This is a genomic window from Streptomyces durbertensis (assembly GCF_014156695.1).
GTDB classification, from domain to species: domain Bacteria; phylum Actinomycetota; class Actinomycetes; order Streptomycetales; family Streptomycetaceae; genus Streptomyces; species Streptomyces durbertensis.
Map to the genome: position 1 here is coordinate 1 of NZ_WMLF01000423.1, position 4,708 is coordinate 4,708.

A 4,708-nucleotide genomic window follows, 5' to 3' on the forward strand; every position below is an offset into this window, starting at 1 on the left:
TTCGGGAGGGGCGCGCCGCCTGCGGCGGGGGCCGGTCGGTCGGCGCGGACGGTATGCCGTCCGCGGGGTCAGCCGGGGGAGGAGTCTCCACCGGCTGGTTCGAAGGCCGCTCGTCCGGCCCGCGGGTGGCCGGGCCGCCGTCCGTGCCGTCCGCCTCGGCGGCGTGGTCCACCTCCGCGGTGCCGTCGTCCGCGGGCGGGGGAGCGGCGCCGGGCTGGTCGCCGTCGACGGCCGGGAGCGTGAAGACCACGCGGGTGCCCTCGCGGTGGGCGGTGTCGAGGGCGATCGTGCCGCCGGACTGCTCGACGATCTTCTTGCAGAGCGACAGCCCGATACCGGTGCCACCGTACGCGTCGCGGTTGTGCAGGCGCTGGAAGATGACAAAGACCTTCTCCGCGAACTCCGGCGCCACCCCGATGCCGTTGTCCGTGACCGAGAACGTCCAGTGGCCGGCGTCCGAGGCGGCCGCCCCCGCGAGCGGTTCCGCACTCCACCGGGCGTCGATCCGCACCACCGGGGGCCGGTCGGGACGGCGGAACTTCACCGCGTTGCCCACCAGGTTCTGCCAGAGCATCGTCATCAGCGTGGGATCGCCGATCACCGACGGAAGCCGCCGCGGCCGCTCCACGACCGCGTCCGCCTCCTCCAGCGACGCGTCCAGGTTGCGCAGCGCCCCGTCGAGGGCGTCGTCCAGCTCGACCCGGGTGTGCGGATCGTCACGGCGTCCCACCCGCGAGTACGTCAGCAGGTCGTCGATGAGCACCTGCATCCGCTTCGCGCCGTCCACCGCGAAGTCGATGTACTGCACGCCGCGCTCGTCGAGCTGGTCGCCGTAGCGCTTCTCCAACAGGCGGCAGAACGAGGCCACCTTGCGCAGCGGCTCCTGGAGGTCGTGCGAGGCGACGTAGGCGAACTGCTCCAGATCGGCGTTGGACCGGCGCAACTCCTCCGCCTGCTGGTCGAGTTCCTCCGCCTGCCGGGCGATCTCGGCGCGCTGCCGGCGGGCGGTGGTGAGCTCGCCGACGATCCGGCGGCGCATCGCCTCGACGTCGCGGGCGAGCGCCCGCAGGTCGGCCGGCCCGTGCTGGGGGATGCGGTGCTCGAAGTGGCCCTCCGCCACCCGGCGGGCCGCCCCGCTCACGCGCTCCAGCGGTCGGCCGACCGAGTAGTGCAGGAGCACCAGGAGTCCGAGCCCTGTCAGCAGGAACATGCCCAGCACGCCGTACAGGACCCGGTCGCGGGCCTGGTTGGCCGCCGTCAGCTCCGACCTGGCCTCGCGCCGTTCGGCCTCCAGCTGCGACTGCAGGGAGTCCAGCGCGGCGCGCACCCCCTCGAACGCCGCCTTGCCCGTGGTGTCGAAGTCGTCGCCGTCGCCGCGCAGCACCGGCTCCGCGTGGTCGCGGCGCCAGGCGTCGACGGCCCGGCCGACCTCGTCGGTCTCCGCGCGCGCCGAGGGCAGCTGCTCCAGCCGGGCGGCCAGACTCCTGCGGAGCTGCCGCTCCGCGGCGCTGCCCCGGTGGTACGGCTCCAGGGACTCCTCGCTACGGGTGATCAGGAAGCCGCGGAGTCCGGTCTCCTGGTCGAGCATCGCCGCCCGGAGCCGGTAGACGTCGGTACGGGCCGGTCCCAGCACGCTGATCAGCCGGTCCTCCGCCTCGCTGGCCCGGCTGAGGGACGCCGCGGTCACCGTGCCGCCGACCGCGGTGACCAGGGCCATGACCAGCAGCGCCAGAAGGAACCACGCACGGACCGTCAGCCGGCCGCCGAACCGGGGCGTGGCGTCCTCGGACCACTCCGGCGGCGCCGGGGGCCCCGACGTGCCGCCGCTCACCGGCCCGGCTCCCAGGCGAGGTGGAGCACCGCAAGATCGTCGGCGAGACCGCCGTGGCCCGCGGCGAGCTCCTGGGCCGTTCCGATCATCTCGTCCAGCAGGACGTCGGCCGGCGCGTGGCGGTGGCGGTCGGCGATCCGGACCAGGCCGTGCTCACCGAGCCGCGCCGGGCCGGGGCCGATCCGCCCCTCGATCAGTCCGTCGGTGAACATCATCACCTCCTGGCCGGCGGGCGCCGCCACCGGTACGACCGGCCAGCTCGCGGAACCGGGGAGAAGCCCCAGCACCGGTCCGCCCGGCACCTCCTCCAACCTCACCGCCCCGTCCGGGGACCGTAGCAGGACGCCCGGGTGGCCGGCCCGCATCAGGCGCAGCTCCCGCGCGCCGGGCTCCCGGCTCAGCGTGGTGAGGGTGGCGAATATCTCCGGGCCCGCCCGCTCGGCGACCAGGATCTCCTCGAGCAGGTTCAGCAGCGCCTCGCCGCGTGCTCCGGCGAGGACAAACGAGCGCCACGCCACGCGCAGGCACACCCCGAGCGCGGCGGCGTCCGGCCCGTGGCCGCTGACATCGCCCACTACTGCCTGGGTGCTGCCGTCCGGCAGCTCGACCACGTCGTAGAAGTCCCCGCCCAGCAGCGTCTGGGCGCGGCCGGGCTGGTAGCGGGAGGTGACCCGCACGGCGTCGCCGTGCAGCAGGGGGGTGGGCAGCAGGCCGCGCTCCAGCCGCCTGTTCTCCCGCGCCTGGAGCTGTCCGGCCTGGAGCGCCGCGGCGGCCTGCTCGGTCCGCTTGCGTTCGATCGCGTAGCGGATCGCGCGGAGGAAGACCTCCGGCTCCAGCCGGTTCTTCAGCAGGTAGTCCTGGGCTCCCGCGGCGACCGCGGCGAAGCCTGCCTGCTCCCCGGCCAGGCCGGTGAGCACCACGACGGCGGCCCCGTCGGCCTTCTCCAGCACTCGTTCGAGTGCTTCCCCGCCTCGGGCGTCGGGCAGGTGCAGGTCCAGCAGGACGCAGTCGGGGCGGTGCTGCCGCAGGCTGTCGAAGGCCTCCGCGAGGCTGCGGGCCCAGTGCAGTTCCAGCGGGACGTTGCCGTCCGCGACGGCTTCCTCGACCAGCAGGGCGTCCCCCGCGTCGTCCTCGACGAGGAGCACGGTGAGCTGCTGCTCGCCCGCCGGGTCGGCCGGGTGCAGCAGCGGGTCCTCCGGCACGGTCCCGGGGTCGGCGCTCGGAGGATCCTCGGCCGTCACCGGGTCCGTCGCGCACGCCCCGGCACCGGCGGCCGGGCTTCCGGCCACAGCGGCGGAACCGTACCGTCGTATGCCGGGGACCGTCAGCGAGCGGTCCGGCTCGGTCGGCACGGCGGGGCGTGGGGCGGTCCCCATGACTGGGTCTCCTCTCGCCGCGGGCAGGTGGCCCACGGTATGCCCGATCGACGTCGCCGAGGATAGAACGATCACTTGCCGCATGACAACAATTCATCGGTCGAGGTGTTGACGGCTGGGCGCGTCCGCGCCCCGCGCACCCGGCCCGCCGTACAGTCCGCCACCACCGCGCCCACCTCCCGAATGTGCCATGGTGGGTCGTGAAGGCCGTGCGACCGACTCGCGCGAGTGGCTCACCACGGGTCCTGACCGGCGGCGCCGGTCGTGACTACTACCGGCGTTGCCGGGAAGGGGCGAACGGAGGGCGTTCGGGCCCCGGCCCGACTCGGGTGGAGCGGAAGAGGCGAATGACAACCGTCGGCGTGGAAGAGGAGTACCTGCTGCTGGACCCGGAGAGCGGCCTCCCGGTGCCACTGGCGGACAAGGTGCGGGCGACGGCGGGCCTCGGCCGTCTGGTGGTCGACGACGAGGTGCAGCAGGAACTGCTGCAGGCACAGGTCGAGGTGGCCACCCCGGTGTGCGGGACGCTGGAGGAGGTCGGCGGTCATCTGCTGCGGTTGCGGCACGCCGTCGCCGCGGCCGCCGAAACCCACGGCTGCCGGATCGCCGCCTGCGCCACACCCCCGCTGCGGCACGGCGACCCCGTCGCCGTCACCGACGAGGCCCGCTACCGGGCGATGCTCGTCCAGGCGCCCCAGCTGGTTGCCGAGCAGCAGGTCAACGGCATGCACGTGCACGTCGCGGTGCCCGACCGCGAGACCGCCCTCCAGGTCGTCAACCGCGTCCGCGGATGGCTGCCCACCCTCACCGCCCTGTCGGCCAACTCCCCGCTCTGGGACGGCCGGGACACCGGGTTCGCCAGCTGGCGAACCGTGATCTTCAGTCGCTGGCCGGTCAGCGGCATGCCGCCGTACTTCCCCGAGATCGCCGACTACGACCGACGAGTACGGGACCTGCTCGACAGCGGGGTGATCTCCGACCCCGGCCAGCTCTACTGGCAGGCGCGCCTGTCGTCCCGGTATCCCACGATCGAGGTGCGGTGCCTGGACGTCCAGCTCCACGCGGACGACGCGGTGATGCTCGCCGGCCTCGTCCGGGCCCTGGTGGACACGGCCCAGGCCGAGGTGACCGCGGGCACGCCCGCGCCGCGAACGGCTCCCGAGCTGCTGCTGGCGAGCATGTGGCACGCCGCCCGCCACGGGCTGGGCGGCACCCTGATCGACCCCGAAGGCCGCTCGCGCAAGGCCGGCGACGTGCTCCACGAGCTGATCCGGCACGTCACTCCGGCGCTGGACGCGGCCGGCGACACCAGGCAGGTCACCGGTCTCCTCCACCGGCTGCTGCGCGAGGGGAACGGCGCGGACCTCCAGCGCGCCACGCTCGCGGAGGCCGGCCCGCGGGCCGTCGCCCGGCTGGTCATGGCCCGCAGCGCCACCCCCTGACCCCCGCCCGCAGGCCACCGCTCCGCCGGAGGCCGCCAGCAGGCTCCCGGACTCCTGTC

3 protein-coding genes are annotated in these 4,708 nt (G+C 74.4%); 1 reads left to right on the forward strand and 2 read right to left on the reverse strand.

What is annotated here, in order from left to right:
* Nucleotides 1-1,831 (reverse strand): sensor histidine kinase (locus GL263_RS21820; RefSeq protein WP_323379515.1); only part of this gene is annotated, 1,831 nt, incomplete at its 3' end.
* Nucleotides 1,828-3,207, reverse strand: coding sequence for a PP2C family protein-serine/threonine phosphatase (locus tag GL263_RS21825; protein WP_182857446.1), 1,380 nt, complete (start codon nt 3,205-3,207; stop codon nt 1,828-1,830). The genes GL263_RS21820 and GL263_RS21825, both read right to left, overlap by 4 nt.
* A 347-nt stretch (nt 3,208-3,554) precedes the next feature.
* Between GL263_RS21825 and GL263_RS21830 the strand changes: the two genes are divergently transcribed.
* Complete coding sequence (locus GL263_RS21830; RefSeq protein WP_182857447.1) at nt 3,555-4,649, forward strand: carboxylate-amine ligase; 1,095 nt, start codon at nt 3,555-3,557, stop codon at nt 4,647-4,649.
* Nucleotides 4,650-4,708: the final 59 nt, after the last annotated feature.